Below are 21,414 nucleotides of genomic sequence, written 5' to 3' on the forward strand. Positions count from 1 at the left end.
CCGGTTTTTACGCTTTATTGTTTATCTTCAGGTTGGTTAAACCATTGCGAATGACACACTAACACCCCAGCCTGCTCGACTGTAGGGCGATTTTGTAACTTTGTATGACGCACTAAACGGCCTACCAGTTTTTACCCAGGAAGAGGAAGACGGTATTTTCGCCATCGTCTGTCCAGCCATAACCGATAGCCGCCGGTCCTATGGCGGTATCTGTCCCCAGATAGAGGCTGCCGCCATAGATGAGATCATTCAGGCTGACGCTGTCGCGGATCGACCAGACGTTACCCGCCTCGAGACTGGCCCCCAGATAGAGGGGATAGTCAGTCATGCCCAGCACGTCCCGGCCCAGATCGTATTGATAGATAAAGGCGCCGAACACCTTGTGAGGCCCGACCAAGGCATTTCTGTGGTAGCCCGACAGGTTGAGGAAGCCCCCCAATTCTGAGACGTTGACGCTGAAGCCGCGCTCCTTATCAACTGTCGCCAGCGAGGCCTTACCCACGAAGGCATGATTGCCGACACTCAGGGCGCCGCGCCAATCGGCCGTGATCTGGAATGAGGTATCGGACGGATCTTCCCCAAAAATTTCGGGCGAGTGCTCACGGCGATAGTACATGTTGACCGTGACGCGGTTACCCGAGGTCGGAAAGCTAATGCTGTCCAGGTCATCGAAGCCAAATTTCAGATAGGCGCCGTAGGAGCTAAAATCGGCACGGCCATCAAGAATGGCATTTTCTAGGTAGCCGGTGTCGCCCACCAGACCCAGTTCCACCAGCCCTTCCTTGACGTAGTTGAAGCCAATGCCCATCTCCGCGTGATACTTGACCTGATTGAGCTCCAAGAAAAAGTTGTTGCCCTCATACAGGGTCCAGTCTTTCTTCTCATAGCCCACCTCGGCGCGGGTGAAATAGTTCTGGTCGGAGTCCAGCGGCACATATAGCTCAGAGGAGAGCAGCTTCTCATAGCCCAGACGCAGCTCGTTGCGCCACTCGCCGCCATAGGCGGTGATATCTGTCATGGTGTAGGCCAGATCAAGCGCAACCGCCGTATGCAAGGCAAGATCGTCTTCCCAGCTGAATCCGAGCTGAAAATAATTAGGCCCCCAGGACTTGGCCCGGGTCTGCAGTATCAGTATCCGCCCCTCTTCGGTATCGACAAACTCGGCGTTAACCCGCTCGAATTTATCCAAGGCATAGACACTGTTGATCCCCTTCTCCAGTTTCGCCTTATCGACCACCTCACCCGGCTCTATGCCCAGGGTCTCTGCCAGCAGCTTCTCGCTCACCTTAGAGTTGTTGTCGAAACGTATGGCAACCACGGGGCGCGACAGGTTGTAGAGCCAGCCGACGCTGGCGGCATCCTTGTGGGCCTGGTAGGCGGTGTATTGCTCAGGCGTCACGGCCAGTTGCTTGAGTCTGCCCAGCTGCTCCTTCACCGCCACCTCACCCAGACGATAGGCCTCGGGCATAATGGCAAAATCTGTGGTGCTGAGCTCGCCCACCTCGGGGCGGATCAAAATATCTTGCTCCGTCAGCAGCTGTTTCTGCCGCTCTGTGCTGGCATTGGTCAGCATGGTCGACAGCTGATTGAGTACCGCCACCGTGCTCTCCAGCTGATCCCGCTTTACCAATGAGGAACCGATATCCACGGCGATGACGATGTCGGCGCCCATGGCCTTGACCACATCCACCGGCATGTTGTTGGCGATACCACCGTCGACGATAATGCGTCCCTTATACTGGGCCGCCTGCAACGCGCCAGGTACGGTGGCCGAGGCCTGCATGGCATCCACCAAGCTGCCGCTGTCGATCACCACGGCGCCGCTGGTCTCGAGGTCGGTCGCCACGGCGCGATAGGGAATCGGCAGCTCATCGAAGTGCTCGAACTTGTGTACCAGATCTGTCGAGTGTTGCAGCAAGATAGACATAGACTGGCCGCGCAGCAGACCGTTAGGCACCTTCACCTCTTTGTCGCTGTAGCCAATATTGATAGGAATATTGAATCTGTCCCGCTGCTGCTTACCGCGATAGCTGAGGGCGGCGCGGGGAATGGTATCCGAATAGCCGGCATTCCAGTTGGAACCCATCATGATCTCTTCGATCTCTTCCGCGCTATAGCCCAGAGCATACATGCCGCCCACATAGGCGCCTATACTGGTCCCGGCAATGTAGTCGACGGGAATATGCTCTGTCTCCAGCGCCTTAAGCACGGCGATATGGGCCGCCCCCTTGGCACCGCCACCGCTGAGCGCCAGACCTATCTTGGGGCGTTCTTCGCTCAGGGCTGGGGCTGAGAGGCTTGTCAGCAGCAAAGAGAATAGAAAAGGTTTCATCATCGGCGGTGCATCTTCCTTTGAAAAGAGGGACAAGATATTCTAGCAAACCTTTTAAAAAACAAGAAAGTTTGCACTATCACGCGATGAAAATGCCGCTACTGAGACTTGATGTAGAGGTATTTCTCAAACTCATCTATGGTCATCGGCTTGGCAAAATAGTAGCCCTGAATGATGTAACAGCCACGACTAAAGACCTGCTCTAACTGCTCCTGGGTCTCCACCCCTTCGGCCACCACCTTCAGCTTGAGGTTACGGGCCAGCTCTATGATACTGCTGGCGATCGCCTGATCCGCCTCGTTAGTGGCGATATCGATCAGGAAGGAGCGGTCGATCTTGAGCGTGCTGACATCGAAGCTGCGCAGATAGGCAAGCGACGAGTAGCCGGTACCGAAATCGTCGATCGCGACCTCTATGCCGATCTCCCGCAGCGCCTTAAGGTGATCTTTGGCCACATGCAGCTCTTTCATCAAGACGCCTTCGGTGATCTCCAGCCCCAGCATCTTAGCCGGCATGCCAGACTCCTTGAGCGCCTGCTGTACGTCTTGAATAAAGTCGGGTTGCCTGAAGTGCACCGCAGAGACGTTGACCGACAGTTTCAACTCGTCGCCGAAATGCTCAGCCCACTTAGCGCCCTGCAGACAGGCCTGTTTGATCACCCAGCGGTCGATTTCAATGATCAGGCCGCATGACTCCGCCACCCGGATAAAGATATCGGGACGGATATAACCTTCCTTGGGGTGATGCCAGCGCAGCAGCGCCTCCATGCCCACCACCTTGTCGTCTTTGAGGATATCGATCTGCGGCTGGAAGTAGAGCTCAAACTCCTGCCTGTCCATCGCCTTACGCAGCTCGGCCTCTAACTTGAGGTGATACAGGGCCTCGGCGTTACGCTCGGCCGAGAAGTATTGGAAGTTACCGCGCCCCTCTTCCTTGGCGTGGTACATGGCCTGATCGGCGTTCTTGATCAACACCTCGGGCTGCTTGGCATCATCCGGCCACAGGCTGACCCCGATACTGGTGGAGATGAAAAACTCACGACCATAGAGCTCGAACGGCTTCTCTATCTGACGGATCAGCGCCTCACACAGATGGTTGACCTCGTCGATGTCCACCATGTCGCGCATCAAAATCACAAACTCATCGCCACCGAAGCGACAGAGGGTGTGGTTTTCACTCACGCAGGATTGCAAACGGCTAGCGGCCTCCACCAGCAGGGCGTCGCCCATGCTGTGGCCATAGGAGTCGTTGACGTTCTTGAAGCGATCTAGGTCGAGGAAGATCAGTGCCAGCTTATCTTCGGTCTGCTCGGCGCGGTGGATACACTTAGCCAGGCGCGCGGCGAACAGGGAACGATTGGGCAAGCCGGTCAGCACGTCGTAGTTGGCCAGGCGGCGCAGGTCCGCCTCCGTCTGTTTGCGCTCTGTGATATCGGAGAACACCGCCACATAATGGCTGATGTTGCCGCGATCATCTTTCATGGTGGACAGGTTCAGCCACACGGGGCAGATAAGCCCCTCGGCGCACTGAAACTCGTGCTCGCCGGTCCAGGTGATGCCCTGCTCCAGCAGGATGTTGATCTCATCGCTCCTGTCTTCGCTGCTGTGAACCAGCTGAGCAAAGTATCTGTCGATAAGATCATCGGCGCTCATCCCCAGAATCGACTGGGCCGCCTTGTTCGAGACCCTCACCCGCTCATCGGCGTCTAAGATCAGCACCCCTTCCGAGGTGTTGGCAAACGCCTGGGCCAGCAGCTTAACGTCATCTTCCAGCATTCGCTGCGTAGTAATGTCAGTGTAGATACCGGCGACCTTCTTCACCCGGCCGCTAACGGGATCGAACTCCAATGCACGGCCGCGTACCCGGGTCCAGCCCCAAGACTCGTCGGGGCGGCGGTAACGATAATCCACATCCAACCTGTCATCCTGCTTGGAGAGCAGGCGTTTCCAGGCGGTAAATACCTTTTCCTGGTCATCGGCATAGATGGGGAACTCATCCATCTTAAGCTCGAAGGCATCGCCCCTGTCGGGGAAATAGCCCCCACGGTTTTCCAGCAGGAAGGTTTCGCTCTCGCTGTGCCACTCCCACAGCTCTGAGTCACTGCCCCGCAGGGATTGTCGCAGCCTGTCCTCGCTCTCCTTGAGCTTTTTGTTGACCCGTCTGAAGGCGCCTATCTGTTTCTGACGCAGCAGCAGGAAGTAGAGCCCCACCAGCAGCAGCGAGAGCAGCAGCAAGCCTCTGAACCAGTCGTAGTTCCACCAGTAATCTTCGACCACGAAGCTGAACGAATAGGGGGTCTGCGACCAGACGCCATTTTGTTCACTGAGAATGTCTAAGGTGTAGTGGCCATCCTTGAGGCCCGAAACGTTGACTTGGGACTGGCCCATTAGCTGTAAGTACTTGCTCTCCTCGGAGGCCTTGCCGCGGCGAAGACGATACTGCAGCTGAAACGGAATATCGGTCAGATAGTCGAGACTGGTCAGCTGGAAACTGATCAGGCGCGCACCGGGTTTTATCAGCATGCCCGCCTCGGGCACCAGCTTGGTCTCCGTGTTGTCCTCGTAGAATACGGAGACAGATTCCATCATGATGCCATCTTCCGCCAGGCGGTTACGCATCTGGGGCACATCCACCAAGGCCACCCCATCAGGGCTACCGACATAGAGGCCGGCGCCTGGCTCATAGAAGGCGGCGCCATCGTTGAGCTCGTGACTGATCAGTCCGTCCTGCTTCTCGATAACCGTGATCCCGCCGGTGGTGAGATCTTGTCTCACCAGGGAGTTGGCACAGCCAAGTACCCGATAGCCCGGCAACTGCTCGATGAAATAGACTGAGCTACACTCCACCTGCCAGTTGTCGGTGAGGAAATAGGTCAGGCCCGTCTTAGGGTGATACTCCACCAGCCCCTTGGGCGAGGTACCGAGCCAGAGCACGCCCGAATCCACCTCTTTGATATAGCTGACGTCGACTGAGATGTTATCATCGGCGAACAGGTCGATGCGGGAATAGAAGAGCCCCTTGCTATCGATATAGCCGAACAGGTTCTCACCGCCGATCCACAGCTTGCCGTCGGCCGCCCGGTAAATAGAACGCAGCGGGATCTGATGCAGGGTGCCGTCGACCCCCTTGACCTGCATTCGAGTCGGCTCCAGGCTTCCCTTGTCCCAGTAAAACAGGCCCGTGGCAGTGACGAACCACCAGCGCGAGGTGATCAGAGGGTCCTTGTAGCTGAAGTAGATCATCTTATTTTCGAGCGAGGTGCGCCCGCCGCTGATCTCGGCGAAACGCATGGTCTTGCGCGCCTGCTTGTCGTAGATGAACAGGCCATTGGTGGTGCCCAGCAGCAGACGCTGCTTGTCGAACGCGCTCACGGTGTAGACGCTGTCGTTGACCTCCATCTCATCGGGCAGGTAGGTCTCACTCTTCTTGGCGTCGCGATCGACCTCGATAAGCCCCTTGTCTGTGCCCAACCACAGCTTATTTTGCTCGGCGAAGATACCCCAAATCATCTCGTTGCTAATCTGATAAGGGGCGTTGCGGCTAAAGTTGTCCAGCACGAAATCGGGATCGTCGGCAATGATTGCCAGGCCATCACCCGAGCCACCGACCCAGACCAAGTCGTTATCGTCCACCGCCAGGTCATAGATGTAATCGAGATCCGCCGCCAGCTTCAGCTCATTGCTAAAGTGCTTTATCTCAAGGGTATCCGGGTGCCACTTGATCAGCCCCTCACGCCCCGACAGCCAGAGAAAGCCGAGCTTATCCTGAGCCATTTGGGTCACGTAGAAGGGGATCTGCTCTACCTTCTCCAGGGTTAATGAATCTGGGTAGACACGATACAGGCCATTGCTCGAGCCCAGCCACAAACGCCCCGCTCTGTCTTCGAACAGGTTCTTTATCTGGCCCTGCTCTTCGGTCCAGGGGAAGATGCCTCTGAGCATCCCTAGGCTGTCTCTAAGCTGCAGCTCATAGCTCTTACCGACGATCAGCTGGGCATCGCCAAATTGCGACAGCACGAACCAGGGCATATCCGGGTCGCTCGGCAAGGCGCTGATGAAGGTGAGCGTCATCGCCTTATAGTCGAGTCGGTACAGCTCGCCGACATAGCTGAGCAGCACATAGCTACCATCTTTCTGGCGGGTGACCGCCTGCAGCCCGCTGGGATGAAACTCGGGAAACAGCTTGTCGCTGCCCAGCTGGACAAACTCATCTTTGACTATGTCGTACAGATAGGTGTTGGCATAGCTGCTGACCAGCAGATGTTGCTTACTCAGGGATTCGGTGAGATAGATATATTCGTCGGAGAGGCGGATATGGTTGGCGTCTTTGTCGATACGCCGCGCCTTGGTATCGCTGATACGGTACAGCCCCTGCTCGGTGGAGAGCCAGGTATAGCCATACTCATCGAAGCTGATGTCGTTGACCGTGGCATTGTTGAGGCCATCCCGCGCACTAAAGACCCTCTGTACCAGATCGCCCGCCATACTTGGCGCGGTAAAGCCAATCATGAAAAGCAAACAGCCTAGTAAGCGTAACGCCTGGGTAAAACTCATAGAGGATCCCATCTCAGACAGACAGCACAACGGGGTTGGGGCATAGCGCGAGAAACTTATTATTGTTACAAAAATATAATATATAAGTTAGCCAGCCAAAAAAAAAGCGCTCAGTGAGCGCTTTTTCGGATTTCAGAAGCAATTACTTTTTCTTCTTTGCCTTAGGGTTTGGCAAATCGGTAATTGAACCTTCGTAGATCTCAGCCGCTAGACCGACAGACTCATGCAGTGTTGGGTGAGCGTGGATGGTCAGTGCCAGATCTTCGGCATCACAACCCATCTCGATAGCCAGACCGATCTCGCCCAGCAGTTCGCCACCGTTAACACCCACGATAGCACCACCGATCACGCGATGAGTTTCCTTATCGAAGATCAGCTTAGTCATACCGTCTGAGCAATCAGAGGCGATTGCACGACCACTCGCCGCCCATGGGAAGCTTGCTGTCTCGTAGGCGATGCCTTGCTCTTTGGCTTCTTTCTCGGTCAGACCAACCCAAGCCACTTCAGGATCTGTGTAAGCGATTGATGGGATCACCTTAGGATCGAAGTAGTGCTTCATGCCAGCAATCACCTCGGCGGCGACGTGACCTTCATGCACACCTTTGTGTGCCAGCATAGGCTGACCCACGATGTCACCGATAGCATAGATGTGTGGCACGTTAGTGCGCATCTGCTTGTCGACATTGATGAAACCGCGCTCATCGATGTTTACGCCAGCCTTGTCGGCGTCGATCAGCTTACCATTAGGTGTACGGCCGATAGCAACCAATACTGCGTCGTAGCGTACTGGCTCAGTCGGTGCCTTCTTGCCTTCCATAGAGACATAGATACCGTCTTCTTTCGCTTCAACGGCAGTCACCTTGGTCTCGAGGATCAGATTGAACTTGTTCTTGATCTTCTTGGTGTAAACGCGAACGATATCTTTATCGGCAGCAGGGATCACCTGGTCAAACATCTCAACCACGTCGATTTCACTACCCAGTGATGAGTATACTGTACCCATCTCAAGACCGATAATACCGCCGCCCATGACCAGCAGCTTACCAGGCACTTCTTTCAGCTCAAGCGCATCGGTCGAATCCCAGATGCGTGGATCTTCATGAGGAATGAAAGGCAGTTGAATTGGACGAGAACCCGCAGCGATGATCGCTTGCTCGAAGTGAACCACTTTCACGCCGTCTTCGCCGGCAACTTCGATGGTGTTAGGACCGGTGAACTTACCCAGGCCGTTAACCACGTTCACTTTACGCATCTTAGACATGCCGCCAAGACCGCCGGTCAGCTGGCTGATAACACTCTGCTTAAACTCACGTAGCTTATCGAGATCGATCTGTGGCTCGCCAAACACCACACCGTGGTTTGAGATAGCCTTAGCTTCTTCGATCACCTTTGAAACGTGCAGCAGTGCCTTAGATGGGATACAACCCACGTTCAGACACACACCACCTAGGGTGCTGAAACGTTCTACGATAACAGTCTCCAGGCCTAAGTCGGCAGCACGGAATGCTGCTGAATAACCTGCAGGGCCTGCACCTAAAACCACTACCTGAGTTTTGATTTCGTTACTCATGTTTTCCTCTATTCTTTCTCATTGTGTTGGGAGGAATTCCGGCCCAACCCATTATGACGCCAGCTTTTTGAACGTTAGTTCTTGTAAGGTGGCCGCATTTTAACCTTTCAAGGAGTTAAACAAAAGGCTACTCATGGTGAGTAGCCTTCATCATTACAAAATAAGTGTGCGTATGTCGGACAGCATACTTGACAGGGTCACGCTGAAGCGTGCCGCCATAGCGCCGTCGATCACACGGTGGTCGTAAGATAAAGAGAGCGGCAACATTAACTTAGGCTCGAACTCTTTACCATTCCACTTAGGTTTAATTTCAGACTTAGAAACCCCTAAGATCGCCACATCAGGATAGTTAACGATAGGCGTAAACGCGGTACCGCCGATGCCACCCAGGCTAGAGATGGTGAAACAGCTACCTTGCATGTCGGCCGCCTTAAGCTTGCCGTCACGGGCCTTAACCGAGATCTCCATCAGTTCGGCCGACAGCTCTATGATGCCTTTCTTGTCGACATCACGAACCACAGGCACAACCAGACCGTTTGGCGTATCGACCGCCACACCAATGTGGTAGTACTTCTTCTTGATCAGCGACTCACCGTCGGCGCTCAGGCTGGCGTTAAACACTGGGAACTGCTGCAGTGTCTTGGCAACCGCCTTCATCATGAAGACCAGAGGCGTGATCTTAACGCCAGTCTTCTGCTTGGCGGCGATCTCGTTTTGCTGCTTACGGAAGGCTTCCATCTCTGTGATGTCGGCTTCGTCGAACTGAGTCACGTGTGGAATGGTGACCCAGTTACGGTGCAGGTTAGGTCCAGAGATCTTCTGGATACGGCTCAGTGGTACTTCTTCCACTTCACCAAACTTAGCGAAATCAACCTTGGGCGCTGCAATCACCTGCAGACCACCCTCACCGGCGCCCACGCTAGTGGCCGCAGAGGCTTTAGGACGAGACAGCTCATACTTGATAAAGGCCTGAACGTCTTCCTTGAGAATACGTCCCTTAGGACCAGTACCAGTTACCTGAGTCAGGTCTGCACCAAACTCGCGAGCCAGACGGCGAACCGCTGGCGAGGCGTGCACGGCACCTGTTACCGGCTTGCTACCGGCACTTGGGTGATGCGGCACAGGCGGCTTGCTCGCCGCTGGCGCTGGTGCGCTGGCTTGCGCAACTGGCGCAGGTGCAGCAGCTGCCGGAGCAGGAGCGGCAACGGGCGCACTCGACTGTGTCTCTATGGTCGCGATGACGCTACCCTGAGAAACCTTGTCACCCACCTTAACGGTCACAGAAACCAGCTTACCGGCAAACGGTGCAGGCACTTCCATGGTGGCCTTGTCGGTTTCCAGGGTGATCAGGCCTTGGTCGGCCTCAATCACATCACCAGCAGCGACCAATACCTCGATAACATCGACGTCAGACGCGTCGCCGATATCAGGCACGGCGATCTCTTTCACTTCGATGCTGGCAGCTGCCGCTGGCGCAGCCTCTGCGCTTGGTGCTGGAGCCGCGCTTGCCGCAGGAGCCGCAGCTTCACCGCCGCTCACCTCAAGCATCAGAACCAGAGAGCCTTGAGAGACCTTGTCACCAACGGCCACTTTCATCTCTTTCACCACACCGGCTGCTGGCGCTGGTACTTCCATGGTCGCCTTGTCGGTTTCCAGGGTGATAAGGCCGGTGTCGACATCTATGCTGTCGCCCACGGCCACCAGCACTTCAATCACGTCGACATCTGAAGCATCGCCGATATCCGGCACTGTCACTTCAATCACTTGTGCTGACGCAGGCGCCGCAGCAACAGGCGCTGCCGGAGCAGGCGTAGCCGGTGCTGCTGGAGTCACTTCGGCTGCCGGAGGTGCAGGCTCGGCGGCCTGCGCCTCACCCGCTTCCATCATAGCGATAAGTGTACCTTCAGAAACGGTATCGCCCACCGCGACCTTGATCTCGGCAAGTTTACCGGCGAAAGGCGCAGGAATATCCATGGTCGCCTTGTCGCTTTCAACGGTAATGATCGATTCTTCGGCGGCGAGAGTATCGCCCACCGCAGCACAGATCTCGATAACCTGTACTTCATCCCCACCGATATCTGGGACTAAAACTTCTTTTAATTCAGCCATGCTCTATCCCCTTACGCGAACTGTGGGTTGATCTTGTCAACATCGATGCCGTACTCGGCAATTGCTTGCGACAGTACTTCAACTGGCAACTCGTTGCGGTCAACCAGCGACTTCAGTGCGGCGATCACGATGAACTTGGCATCCACTTCGAAGTGGTGACGCAGGTTCTCGCGGCTGTCACTCCGGCCGAAACCGTCGGTACCCAGCACCTTGTAGTCGGTAGGAACATATGCGCGTAGCTGCTCGCCATATATCTTCATATAGTCGGTGGCAACAACGGCTGGTGAATCGCTAGATAGCACCTGGCTGATATAAGCCTGCTTAGGCGTTTCGGTTGGGTGCAGCATGTTGTAACGCTCTGCCGCCTGACCGTCGCGAGTCAGCTCGTTGAAGCTGGTCACGCTGAATACGTCTGACGAGATACCGAAGTCTTTCGCCAGCGCCTGCGCCGCCTTACGAACTTGTTCAAGGATGGTGCCACAGCCCATTAGCTGTACCTTACCCTTGCCGCTACCAGAAACTGATTCCAGCTTGTAGATACCCTTGACGATACCTTCCTCGGCACCCTCTGGCATCTCAGGCTGAACATAGTTTTCGTTCATCGTGGTCAGGTAGTAGAAGATATCTTCTTGGTTTTCGCCATACATGCGACGGATACCGTCTTGAACGATAACCGCGATCTCATAACCATAAGTTGGGTCGTAAGAGATACAGTTAGGAATAGTGTTAGCCAATACGTGGCTGTGACCGTCCTGATGCTGCAGACCTTCGCCGTTCAGGGTAGTACGGCCCGATGTACCACCAACCATGAAGCCGCGAGCGCGCATATCACCTGCCGCCCATGCCATGTCGCCAATACGTTGGAAACCGAACATAGAGTAGTAGATGTAGAACGGAATCATTGGCGTATCGTTGACCGAGTAGCTGGTCGCCGCAGACACCCAAGAAGACATGGCGCCTAGCTCGTTGATACCCTCTTGCAGTACCTGGCCAGACTTATCTTCGCGGTAGTAAGCTACCTGATCCGAGTCTTGTGGTACGTACTTTTGTCCTTCGTGAGCATAGATACCCACCTGACGGAACAGACCTTCCATACCGAAGGTACGCGCCTCATCTGGGATGATAGGGACAATGTTCTTACCTATCTTCTTATCTTTCAGCAGCGCAGTCAGAATACGGACGAACGCCATTGTGCTTGAGATCTCACGACCGTTTGAGCCCTTGAGGATAGAGTCGAAGATCTTTAGTGAAGGCACTTCGAGGTCTTCAGAGAACTTCTGACGGCGAGCCGGCATAGAACCGTGCAGCGCGGCGCGGCGTTCCTGCAGGTACTTCACCTCTTCCGAATCTGGACCTGGGTGATAGAAAGGGATCTCTTCTAACTTGTCGTCAGGGATCGGGATATTGAAGCGATCGCGGAAGTAACGTACGGCGCTGATGTCCATCTTCTTAACGTTGTGCGCGATGTTCTTACCTTCACCGGCATCACCCAAACCATAACCTTTAACGGTTTTCGCCAGGATTACGGTTGGACGACCCTTAGTGTTCTTAGCGTGTTGCAGCGCGGCATAGATCTTCACTGGATCGTGACCACCACGGTTGAGGCGCCAGATGTCATCATCAGACATGTTAGCAACCATCTCGGCGGTTTCAGGGTACTTACCGAAGAAGTGCTCACGGGTATAAGCGCCACCTTTGGCCTTACAGTTTTGGTATTCGCCGTCTACGGTTTCTTCCATCAGCTGCAGCAGCTTACCGCTGGTGTCGCGAGCCAATAGCGGATCCCAGTAGCGACCCCAGATGACCTTAGCCACTTCCCAGCCAGCGCCGCGGAATTCGCCTTCAAGCTCTTGAATGATCTTGCCGTTACCACGTACAGGACCATCTAGACGCTGCAGGTTACAGTTAACGATAAAGACCAAGTTGTCCAGCTCTTCACGAGCGGCCAGACCGATAGCACCTAGCGTTTCTGGCTCGTCACACTCACCATCACCCAGGAAGCAGTATACGGTTTGCTCAGAGCAATCTTTCAGACCACGGTCGGTCAAGTATTTCAGGAAACGTGCCTGATAGATAGCCTGGATAGGACCCAGACCCATAGAAACTGTTGGGAACTGCCAGTAGTCAGGCATCAACTTAGGGTGCGGGTAAGATGATAGACCCTTACCGTCCACTTCCTGACGGAAGTTAGCCAGTTGATCTTCGGTCAGGCGACCTTCGAGGAAAGAGCGCGCATAGATACCAGGAGCGATATGACCCTGGAAGTAAACCAGGTCACCGCCATCCTTCTCGTTTGGCGCACGGAAGAAGTGGTTGAAGCAAACATCGTAAATGGTTGCACTAGAGGCAAAACTGGAAATGTGGCCACCCAGCTCAAGATCTTTCTTCGAACCACGCAGTACCATGGCCAAGGCGTTCCAACGAATGATGGCGCGAATGCGACGCTCCATCTCTTGGTTACCTGGCATATGAGGTTCCTGACCGGCAGGAATCGTGTTGAGGTAGGCGGTGGTCGCCTTATAAGGCAGATGTGTACCGTTACGACGAGCCTTGTCGATTAGCTTCTCAAGAAGAAAATGAGCACGTTCCGGACCTTCTTGCTCTAATACAGCTTGTAATGAATCGACCCACTCTTGAGTCTCTAACGGATCTAAATCTTGCAGCATATGTTCAGACATTTCGCAGTCCTTCCCTATATACATTAATTGTATGAATTGAATAATAAAAAGTGGCGATTAGACCTAAGCCTACGCGCCACTCTTCAAACGGCGCAGACTACGCTGCAACCGGCTATCTTCTTCCCTCACAGACAACATCACTTCCTCAATGTAGCTTAGATGCTCGTTTGAGGCTTCTCTTGCGGCTTCGGGATCACGACGGACGATGGCGGCAAGAAGATCTTGCCTATGCTCGTTCGCCATTTTAGAGGCATCAGCTCTGCGCTTTAGCAACTCTAGGTTTTGCGCCACATTCTTATGCAGCACGGGAGATAAACTCAGTACCAAGTGCAGCATAGCCACGTTGTGTGAGGCCTCGGCAATGGCGCGATAAAAACACACGATCGCCTCTGCCTTCGCCTCGATGTCAGACGCAGCTTCTACCGCTTGGATTTTTTCTTTGATGTTTTGCATGTCCGCATCGGTACCCCGAAGCGCCGCAAAATAGGCCATCATGCCTTCAGTGGCGTGACGAAACTCGAGGAGGTCATACTGACTCTCGGAATCGCTGTGCATCAGTTCCACAATAGGATCGGCAAGACTCTGCCAAAGTTGCTCTTTGACATAGGTTCCACCGCCTTGACGACGCAGCAGCAGGCCTTTTGCTTCTAACTTTTGAATTGCTTCACGAAGAGATGGTCGAGAGACTTCGAATTGCAGTGCCAATTCACGCTCTGGTGGTAACTTCTGACCCGGTTGCAGACTCCCCTCTAGGATCATCTGCTCCAGCTGATTCATGATCACGTCAGAAATTTTTGGCTGGTTGATTTTGCTATAAGCCATATGGCCCTCAGCTCCTATTGTAAATTGGTCTTACCAATTTAATTGACTGAGCGCACTTTATCAAATCACATTTCAGATGTCCAGTTCGTGATCTGCTTCATGTAAACTCACGATTTGTGAGAATAGCTTATATTTATGATTAAGGGGTCTGACCATTGCTCCAAGCACCTAAGGTTGGCATTAAGTAGAAGCAACGAAGCGAGTCAGGCGCTAAATAGCCGCCGGTCTCGCCCAGTCCCTACACTACCACCCCGAAGATCGTCAGCAAAGAGAGACCGATCACGAGTAAGATAAAGTTTCGCTTACTCAACTGTAGCAAAGAGATGGTCGATTGGACGCAAATTGGTGTAGGTGAATTAAATTCAACTGTCTCTGCCGCCAAGGCAACCTCTGAGATCACATCTCGCGCAGGGCAGCGCCAGCACAATGCCTGCTCGCGCCAACGACTAAATGCCAGCGAAAAGTGGCCGCTGAGTACGTAACCCAGGGCGATCAGGCGGCTCGGCAGCCAGTCCAACAGCATCAAGGCGGTATCCACGATGGGAAGCTCCGCGCCTCGGCTCTTGGCATCGTCTGAGAAATAACGCACGGTACAGTAGAGCACGGCACCGGCCGGTCCAAAGAAGATAAGGTATAAGGCTACGGCGCCATAGAAGCGATAGTTAAGCCAGGCAACCGTTTGCCCGACCTTCTCGCCAAGATCCTGCTCGGAAACGGCATTAAGTGACACATAGGGATCGAGCTCATCGGCAAAATGGTAACAGGCCTGGGCATCGCCGCGGCAGGCTGCCTGTATATATTGCTTGAACACCTGTCGCTGCTTGAGATGACTGAAACAGAGAATCGACACCCCGACCCAGAGCCCGAGGCTCAATAGCCCCCAAAACATGCCGGCCACAAACCAGGCCAGCACTTGGACGGCTATCGCTGGCAAAATCAACGCAATCGCCATCATAAGATCATTGGTTAGCTGCTTGCGACCAAAGAAACTCTTGGCATACAAGGCTAATAGGGTTTCTAGCTGCCATGCCTGGGGTAATAGCTTGAGGCGCTCAATCATGATCGCCAACAATAAGGAAAACAGTGCCATCTTACTCCCCTCTCCCTTCCATCTAATTATTTTACTTTTGGTCAATGAAACTATTGAGTAGCTTAGCCAGTCACTAGGCTGGCGCGATATCTGTGCCAGTCGAAACTCTCGCCCGGATCTGTCTTACGCCCTGGGGCAATGTCGCAGTGCCCGACGATAAGATTTCTATTGAGCATAGGATATGCGTCAAACAAGACCAAGGTTAATTGCGAGAGCCGCTCATACTGCTCGTCGGTATAGGCAAGGCTATCTGTTCCTTCGAGCTCAATACCTATGGCAAAGTCGTTACAACCGGTACGCCCTGCAAATGAGGAGACGCCGGCATGCCAGGCGCGGTCATCACAGCTGACATACTGCACCAACTCGCCGTCTCGCCGTACAAGAAAATGCGCCGACACTTCTAATCCTTGTAGGTCGCAAAAACTCTCATCGGCTTGAATATCCAAACAGCCTTGGAAAAGCTGATCGATATAGGGCAAGCCAAACTGCCCGGCAGGCAGGCTAATGTTGTGGATCACCAGCAGGCTCACCTCATCATCTGGACGGGCATTAAAATGTGGCGAGACACACTGTCGACACTCTCGAATCCAACCTTTATGCAATGTCATGTTAGCCACAGACCAATCTACCTCCAAACAATATCAAGCCGTTAGCACTTTAACCCAATTCGGATGATAGCCGCCAGTCACACGAGAGCAATGATTACAAATCGGCACAAATTGCGTCTATCTTCACCGGGTAGCACTAAATATCCCTGCTTTTTCAATCACGGATTTGTTACTATTAACGACATATAGCTAAGTGCTCGCAGCCTTTGAATCAAGAGAGATAACCCATTCGAGCCACAAGTGATGCGCTCAGGGAGTGCGGCGAGCCGCCATGAGGAAAAAAAGATGCTGGAAAATGACATTAGATTAGCCGTCAAAGTCGCACTCGAAGAAGATTTAGGTTTTCAGGCCGATTCAAATCTTACCGCCGAAGAAAAGTTAAGCCTGGATATCACGGCTCAACTTATTCCAAGCGAAAAGTATGCGCAGGCCACCTTGATCACCCGCGAAGAAGGGGTCTTTTGTGGTAAGGCCTGGGCAGAACAAGTCTTTAACCAGCTAGGTGGTGAAGTTGCCCTGCACTGGCATGTGGATGATGGCGATCTCGTCTTACCGAACCAAGTGTTATGTGAAATGTCAGGTTCGGCCCGAGCCATCCTGACTGGTGAGCGCACCGCGATGAACTTTATCCAGACACTATCTGGCGTTGCCACCCTAACCAAACTCTATGTCGACAGACTGGCAGGTACTCACTGCAAGCTATTAGATACCCGCAAAACCATTCCTGGCCTACGCACGGCACAAAAATATGCCGTCACCTGCGGCGGTGGCAAGAACCATCGAATAGGCTTGTTCGACGCCTTCCTTATCAAGGAAAATCACATCATGGCCAGTGGCTCAATTGCCTCTGCCATTAATGCCGCCCGAAGGCTTGCCAGCGACAAGCTAGTGGAGGTCGAAGTCGAAAGCATAGATGAACTCAAGCAGGCACTCGATGCAGGTGCCGATATCGTCATGCTCGACAATTTTGACGTCACCATGATGATAGAGGCGGTAGAGCTAAATAACAGCTATAGCGAAAACCAGCGGGTAAAACTCGAGGTGTCGGGCAACGTGACCCTAGACACCATCTCAGACTTTGCCAAGACAGGAATCGACTACATTTCAGTCGGCGCCCTCACTAAACACGTCAAGGCGCTGGATTTGTCGCTACGCCTGAAATAAAGGTATAAAACAAATAAAAAAACCTTACACACAAAAGGAACTTGCATGACAACTGCAACCCAACGTTATTTCTATATTATTTTTGCTCTAATGTTTGCAGTTGGCATGCACTACTTTCATAACAATTTTGGAGGAGTAGGTTTAGAGCTTCCTTTTAACCTTGTTGTATGGTGCTTTGTATCTATACTGATTGGGCTTGGGCTGTGGCAAACTCAGACTAATAACATTGTCATCAAGTCAAAACTATTAATTTATTCGACAATATTTTCAATAACTCTATTTTTTCCTTTGCTTTATGTAAATAATGAGCTAGCTATTTACAGCACCCAAAGATTGGTAGGGCTTTTAGCAGGCCTTGCATTCTTATTCAGCATCTATCAATTAAACTTCTCTGCTTCCTCACGTGAAAAACTTATTGTATGGATATTGATAGGCGTCATTATCGAAGCTGTTTTGGGTTTTTTTCAACAGTACATACTAACAACCAATAACTGGTTCAATTATAATCCTGAAATTTCACCTCCGTTTGGCATTTTCCAACAACCAAACGTCATGTCAACCTTCATGGTAATGGGACTTGCCTTAAGCGCCTATTTATTGTCTTCCGCAAAAGAAGGCAATACCTCTCAACGACTCCTGATGCTTACATCACTCCTTGCTAGCTATATGGTTATTTTAAATGGATCAAGAACCGCCACAATTTCACTTTTTGTTCTATTAGTGGGCACTGCACCATTCCTGTTTAAAAAAGCACAAAAGAATCATCTGCAGCAATGGTATGCATCCATACTCCTTGGTATATCTATACCTTTGATAATTAGCTTTTTTTATAGCACAGACTTACCGACAAAGGGCATCGTAGACTTCAATAGACTACACATTTATACAACTTCTCTTTCAGTACTTTATGAAAACCTACTGTTTGGTACAGGATATGGTAGCTTCGATGTGGTTTTCCAGCACAGCCAAGTTGGGAATATTAACAATATAAAACCAGGATTTATCTTCCCAACAAATACAGCTCACCCTCACAATGAAATATTACTATGGGGGATCGAAGGGGGTCTTCTGCCAATTATTGCAGCACTGACACTTTTCACAGCTATGCTTCACAGGTATTTTAAAAAAGGATGGAGAATCGGCTTATTTTGTGTGGCTATCATTTTCCCTGCTGCATTTCATTCCATGACTGAGCTTCCATTCTATCATTCTGCAATAGTGTGGATAACTTTCCTCTTTACACTATACGTTTTAGAAGCAAAATTCTTCGATATGGAATCGCTCTCCCTACCAAGATTTATAAAACTTAAAATCGCTTCCTTAGCTATTCCTGCTATCACTATCTCTTACATGCTTACTGGGCTTTACACATTCCATTGTGTAGAAAATTTTGTAAAGAGTGAATACCGTCAGAGAGCGTTTTTAACCAACATTATAAACCCCACCCCTTTATTACCTATGGTAGAGTATCAGTTGTATCTTCTTCCTCTACTTAAAAGTAATGATATAGAATCAACAGAATACTTTATTAGCAAAACAAAGAAGCTAATAAAACACTCTCCCAGAGATACTTATTATCATGGTTTGATCCAGGCTTACATAAAGCTACGGGACTATGAACATTACTTGGAGACATATAATGAAGGGAAGATGATTTTTCCTCAAAGCATATACTTCCAGAATGCACCTATGACTCGTCCATCTAAATAGAGTCGTACCAGTTGACTAAAAAGAAAGCAAGAAGAAACGGAGTCCACCAATACAAATGACTCCAGCAGCAATAGACACACTCTATCTGCTGAAAGCCAGCTTAAAATCAAAACGCCAAGTTTTGACAAATGACGTTTTACCGACGCTAGCTACCAAGGTGTCAAAAAAAAGCTAGAACTATATTGCTTGTAAATTCGTCTTTTTAGACAAAATGTTCTTTTCATTAACACTTTATGGTGATTTGCTATTTCAATTTCTGTAACTTTGTACTAACTTTTACAGCAGGCAGCCAGACTTGGTTTAAAGTAAGTGGTTTGTAGTTAAAAACTAATCACTTGCCAATCAAATGGAGCCGGGCGACATGCAGACGTGTAGACACAGATGCACGTCAGAAATTCAATAACAGGTTAGTTTGGGTCCACTTTATAAGACTCACCAACAGTTACAAAAGATGATAAATATCGGAGATTTAAAATGAAAGGTTTTCAAAAGAGCAAGCAAGCAAAGGGTTTCACTCTAATCGAGTTGATGATTGTTGTCGCCATCATTGGTATTTTGGCTGCTATCGCGCTACCTGCGTACCAAGAGTATGTTAACAAAGGTAAGATCAACTCATGTATGGGAGAAGCTGCAGCCTTCGTTAAAGCTAAATCAGCTTCCGTTCTTGGCGAAACAACCCAATCTGCATATAATGCAGTATCTTGTCTAGCTTCTCCAACTGGGTTGGACTTGACATCAACAACTACAACACTTGCCAATTTATCTGGGGCAACAAGCACATTCACAGCTAAAGATGCTAGCGCGACTCAAATTGAATGTGACTGGGAAACTGCCACTTGTAAACAGCTATAAAAACTAGACTACGTTAAAGTGACTTACGAACGATTTGTTGATTTATCTTCAAATCGTTCGTGTAATTTTCTGAATAGTAGAGTTTAATTAAGTAGTCTTACGTACAGCAATTCTGCTCACCAATGACGCAATTATACTGGTTAGCTGGTAGACAGATATGCTCATAGTATCAATAGTTTGCATCTAGATACCAGAAAATGAATTAGGAAATGTTACAATGCCTACGACAGGACTGCACCTAGGTCTATCGACTCTGTTCATAAGAAAATCTCTCCTAACCGAAGAACAGATGTCGGACGCCATAACTAAGTCTAGGCAAACCAAATTATCTCTTGTATCTACAATTGTTACCGAAAAAATCCTCTCGGCACGAGAAATCGCTGAGTTGTGTTATGAAGAATACGGTACGCCGCTACTCGATCTCGATGAATTTGATATATCAAGTATCCCCGAAGACTTTCTCAATAAAAAACTAATCGAAAAACACAAATGTCTTCCGCTTTTCAAGCGCGGTAACCGTCTTTACATCGGAACCTCAGATCCCACTAATATAGCGGCATTAGAAGACTTTCAATTTAGCGCAGGTCTACATGCTGAAGCCATTCTAGTAGAAGACGATAAACTTACTGTAGCACTCGAAAAAGTACTCGAAGAAGATATCTCGGCACTCGATTTAGATGGTATAGATGAAGATTCTCTTTCAGGCATTGAAATCACCGACACCGACAAACACCAAGAAGAGCAAAGTGATGCTGCCGATGATGCTCCAATTGTCATCTACATCAACAAAATCCTTACTGATGCCATACGTAAAGGCGCATCAGATTTACATTTCGAACCTTACGAGAAGCGATACCGCATTCGCTTTCGTATCGATGGTATCTTACACGAAGTATCCGAGCCGCCAGTCAATCTAGCTGGTCGCATCTCAGCTCGCCTTAAGGTAATGTCTAAGCTTGATATCGCCGAGCGCCGCGTCCCTCAAGATGGTCGAATCAAGATGAAGCTGTCTCGTACAAAGTCTATCGACTTTCGTGTCAGCACCTTGCCCACTATCTGGGGCGAAAAAATCGTAATGCGTATATTGGACTCTTCTTCGGCGCAGCTCGGCATCGAAAAGCTTGGATATGAAGATGATCAAAGAGAACTATACGAAGAAATGCTTGCCAAGCCCCAAGGAATGATCTTAGTCACAGGCCCAACAGGCTCAGGTAAGACTGTATCTCTCTATACCGGTCTAAATATTCTTAATACTCAAGAACGTAACATCTCTACTGCAGAAGATCCGGTAGAAATTAACCTTGAAGGCGTGAACCAAGTTCACATTAATCTCAAGGCAGGTCTTACTTTTGCCTCTGCTCTACGCTCTTTCCTGCGTCAAGACCCTGATGTCGTAATGGTTGGTGAAATACGTGATTTGGAAACCGCTGAAATAGCAATCAAAGCAGCGCAAACCGGGCACTTAGTATTATCAACCCTGCATACCAACTCCGCTGCGGAAACCTTAACCCGTCTAATCAACATGGGGGTGCCCGGATATAACATAGCGAGTTCAGTCAACCTGATTATTGCTCAACGTCTCGCGCGAAGACTGTGTACCGAATGTCGTCAACCAGAAGAGGTCCCTGAACACGAACTACTCAAATTAGGCTTTACCCAGGCCCAAATTGATGACGGATTTACCGTCTTTAAACCTGTTGGCTGCGATCTCTGCTCTGGTGGATATAAGGGCCGAGTGGGTATTTACGAAGTAATGAAGATGTCAGATGAAATTGCCCGTACTATTATGGAAGGAGGCAATTCATTGCAAATTGCCAACCAGGCCAAAGAGCAAGGCATGCGCGATCTACGTGAGTCGGGACTTCGCAAAGTCATCGCTGGGGTGACGAGCATTGCTGAAATCAACCGAGTAACCAGCTTCTAAAG

At 50.9% G+C, this 21,414-nt stretch carries 12 protein-coding genes; 4 read left to right on the plus strand and 8 right to left on the minus strand.

The window, feature by feature from the left end; translation table 11 throughout:
- Positions 1-121 precede the first annotated feature (121 nt).
- The 8 genes from K0I31_RS17720 to ampD form a co-directional block, all read right to left on the minus strand.
- The gene (locus K0I31_RS17720) at positions 122-2,335 is read right to left on the minus strand and encodes a patatin-like phospholipase family protein (RefSeq protein ID WP_220079227.1); all 2,214 of its coding nucleotides are present in this window, start codon (positions 2,333-2,335) and stop codon (positions 122-124) included.
- A 95-nt stretch (positions 2,336-2,430) separates the two neighbouring features.
- Complete coding sequence (locus K0I31_RS17725; RefSeq protein ID WP_220079228.1) at positions 2,431-6,885, minus strand: EAL domain-containing protein; 4,455 nt, start codon at positions 6,883-6,885, stop codon at positions 2,431-2,433.
- A gap of 142 nt (positions 6,886-7,027) precedes the next feature.
- Positions 7,028-8,455, minus strand: a complete 1,428-nt coding sequence (gene lpdA, locus K0I31_RS17730) for a dihydrolipoyl dehydrogenase (protein WP_041509825.1) — start codon at positions 8,453-8,455, stop codon at positions 7,028-7,030.
- Positions 8,456-8,608: 153 nt separating this feature from the next.
- The gene (gene aceF / locus K0I31_RS17735) at positions 8,609-10,564 is read right to left on the minus strand and encodes a pyruvate dehydrogenase complex dihydrolipoyllysine-residue acetyltransferase (protein ID WP_220079229.1); all 1,956 of its coding nucleotides are present in this window, start codon (positions 10,562-10,564) and stop codon (positions 8,609-8,611) included.
- 11 nt (positions 10,565-10,575) lie between these two features.
- Positions 10,576-13,242, minus strand: a complete 2,667-nt coding sequence (gene aceE / locus K0I31_RS17740; RefSeq protein WP_011867227.1) for a pyruvate dehydrogenase (acetyl-transferring), homodimeric type — start codon at positions 13,240-13,242, stop codon at positions 10,576-10,578.
- Positions 13,243-13,311: 69 nt separating this feature from the next.
- Positions 13,312-14,064, minus strand: a complete 753-nt coding sequence (gene pdhR / locus K0I31_RS17745; RefSeq protein ID WP_011867228.1) for a pyruvate dehydrogenase complex transcriptional repressor PdhR — start codon at positions 14,062-14,064, stop codon at positions 13,312-13,314.
- A 238-nt stretch (positions 14,065-14,302) separates the two neighbouring features.
- Complete coding sequence (ampE, locus tag K0I31_RS17750) at positions 14,303-15,154, minus strand: beta-lactamase regulator AmpE (RefSeq protein ID WP_220079230.1); 852 nt, start codon at positions 15,152-15,154, stop codon at positions 14,303-14,305.
- Between the two features lie 62 nt (positions 15,155-15,216).
- Positions 15,217-15,762, minus strand: a complete 546-nt coding sequence (ampD, locus tag K0I31_RS17755; RefSeq protein WP_220079231.1) for a 1,6-anhydro-N-acetylmuramyl-L-alanine amidase AmpD — start codon at positions 15,760-15,762, stop codon at positions 15,217-15,219.
- 285 nt (positions 15,763-16,047) lie between these two features.
- On the opposite strand from ampD, the gene nadC reads away from it, so the two are divergent.
- The 4 genes from nadC to pilB all read left to right on the plus strand — a co-directional run bounded on the left by nadC (position 16,048) and on the right by pilB (position 21,412).
- The gene (nadC, locus tag K0I31_RS17760; RefSeq protein ID WP_220079232.1) at positions 16,048-16,926 is read left to right on the plus strand and encodes a carboxylating nicotinate-nucleotide diphosphorylase; all 879 of its coding nucleotides are present in this window, start codon (positions 16,048-16,050) and stop codon (positions 16,924-16,926) included.
- Between the two features lie 45 nt (positions 16,927-16,971).
- Positions 16,972-18,636 (plus strand): PglL family O-oligosaccharyltransferase, encoded by a 1,665-nt coding sequence (locus K0I31_RS17765; RefSeq protein ID WP_220079233.1) that lies wholly within the window; start codon positions 16,972-16,974, stop codon positions 18,634-18,636.
- Positions 18,637-19,110: 474 nt separating this feature from the next.
- Positions 19,111-19,488, plus strand: a complete 378-nt coding sequence (locus K0I31_RS17770) for a prepilin-type N-terminal cleavage/methylation domain-containing protein (RefSeq protein ID WP_220079234.1) — start codon at positions 19,111-19,113, stop codon at positions 19,486-19,488.
- Positions 19,489-19,705: 217 nt separating this feature from the next.
- The gene (gene pilB, locus K0I31_RS17775) at positions 19,706-21,412 is read left to right on the plus strand and encodes a type IV-A pilus assembly ATPase PilB (protein WP_220079235.1); all 1,707 of its coding nucleotides are present in this window, start codon (positions 19,706-19,708) and stop codon (positions 21,410-21,412) included.
- Positions 21,413-21,414: the final 2 nt, after the last annotated feature.

It is taken from the genome of Shewanella spartinae, from assembly GCF_019457555.1.
GTDB classification, from domain to species: Bacteria; Pseudomonadota; Gammaproteobacteria; order Enterobacterales; family Shewanellaceae; genus Shewanella; species Shewanella loihica.

Excerpts from the sequence above, each read along its gene's own strand:
- K0I31_RS17720 (WP_220079227.1), bottom strand. The coding sequence starts at position 2,335 with ATGATGAAACCTTTTCTATTCTCTTTGCTGCTGACAAGCCTCTCAGCC.
- K0I31_RS17725 (WP_220079228.1), bottom strand. The coding sequence starts at position 6,885 with ATGAGTTTTACCCAGGCGTTACGCTTACTAGGCTGTTTGCTTTTCATG.
- lpdA (WP_041509825.1), bottom strand. The coding sequence starts at position 8,455 with ATGAGTAACGAAATCAAAACTCAGGTAGTGGTTTTAGGTGCAGGCCCT.
- aceF (WP_220079229.1), bottom strand. The coding sequence starts at position 10,564 with ATGGCTGAATTAAAAGAAGTTTTAGTCCCAGATATCGGTGGGGATGAA.
- aceE (WP_011867227.1), bottom strand. The coding sequence starts at position 13,242 with ATGTCTGAACATATGCTGCAAGATTTAGATCCGTTAGAGACTCAAGAG.
- pdhR (WP_011867228.1), bottom strand. The coding sequence starts at position 14,064 with ATGGCTTATAGCAAAATCAACCAGCCAAAAATTTCTGACGTGATCATG.
- ampE (WP_220079230.1), bottom strand. The coding sequence starts at position 15,154 with ATGGCACTGTTTTCCTTATTGTTGGCGATCATGATTGAGCGCCTCAAG.
- ampD (WP_220079231.1), bottom strand. The coding sequence starts at position 15,762 with ATGACATTGCATAAAGGTTGGATTCGAGAGTGTCGACAGTGTGTCTCG.
- nadC (WP_220079232.1), top strand. The coding sequence starts at position 16,048 with ATGCTGGAAAATGACATTAGATTAGCCGTCAAAGTCGCACTCGAAGAA.
- K0I31_RS17765 (WP_220079233.1), top strand. The coding sequence starts at position 16,972 with ATGACAACTGCAACCCAACGTTATTTCTATATTATTTTTGCTCTAATG.
- K0I31_RS17770 (WP_220079234.1), top strand. The coding sequence starts at position 19,111 with ATGAAAGGTTTTCAAAAGAGCAAGCAAGCAAAGGGTTTCACTCTAATC.
- pilB (WP_220079235.1), top strand. The coding sequence starts at position 19,706 with ATGCCTACGACAGGACTGCACCTAGGTCTATCGACTCTGTTCATAAGA.